A 922-nucleotide genomic window follows, 5' to 3' on the forward strand; every position below is an offset into this window, starting at 1 on the left:
GATGGGGATTACATCACGTTGGGACGGTTCAGCAACACGCCCAGCGCGCCGAGCAATTTGGTCTATAACCCGAATACGATTTCAAAGGGGGTTGACGAGACGGCGCAATCGGCTGTGCCGTCGGTGGATGATGGCGGGGCGACGGTGAGTTTTTCGCTTCAAGGCACGGTGCCAGCGGGGGTGGCGATTAATGCGACGACGGGGGTGATTACCTCGTTTGCGACGCAGACGCCAGTAGGGACATATAACTTGACGGTTCGGGCGACGAACAGTCAGGGGTTTGTGGAGACGACAGTGACGCTGACGGTGGGTCCTGAGGTTGGGATTGGGACGACAGGTCCAGGAGGCGTGGGTCGTCCTGGAACGAACCGGTTGTGGTTGCGGGCAGATGCGGGAGCGCTGAATCCTAGCAACAACCCTGCCCAAGACAACGACCCCGTGCAAACTTGGCAAGACCAATCGGGCAACACCAACAATGCCACTGCCCCCACAGCCGACAGACGACCTACCTTCATTGCCAATGCCGTCAATGGTCGCCCGACCTTGCGTTTTGATGGCGCAAATGCCAGCACAGCGTTGCGCGATGCGCTGGTGCTGACGACGAACCTGACGGATGTGGTGGGAACGCTGTTCATCGTGGGGCGGCAGACGGCGGTCGGTGGCACTTGGCAGCCGATGTTTTCGTCGCAGCGGTTCTATCCGTTTGGGCGCGGGCAGTCTCAGGTGGGATTAGGCATGTGGCGCTCTGGGCCAGGCGATGCGTATTATGAGCCAGCGACATCGATTGGGAACGACAACACGGCGTCGTTTCGGGTGATGGGGTTTCGGCAGACAGGGGACAACACTGTGTCGGGGGCGTTGCGAATGTTTTTGGACGGAACGGAAAGCAACTTCACTTACAACGGGTCAGGGCTATTTAATG

General features: G+C 59.1%; 1 protein-coding gene. It reads left to right on the forward strand.

Features of this window, described 5'->3' with window-relative positions; translation table 11 throughout:
* Positions 1-922: Ig domain-containing protein (locus tag NZM05_12570; GenBank protein MCS7014448.1), on the forward strand; the 922-nt coding region annotated here is incomplete at both ends.

The organism is Chloroherpetonaceae bacterium (assembly GCA_025056565.1).
In the GTDB taxonomy this organism is placed as follows: Bacteria; Bacteroidota; Chlorobiia; order Chlorobiales; family Thermochlorobacteraceae; genus Thermochlorobacter.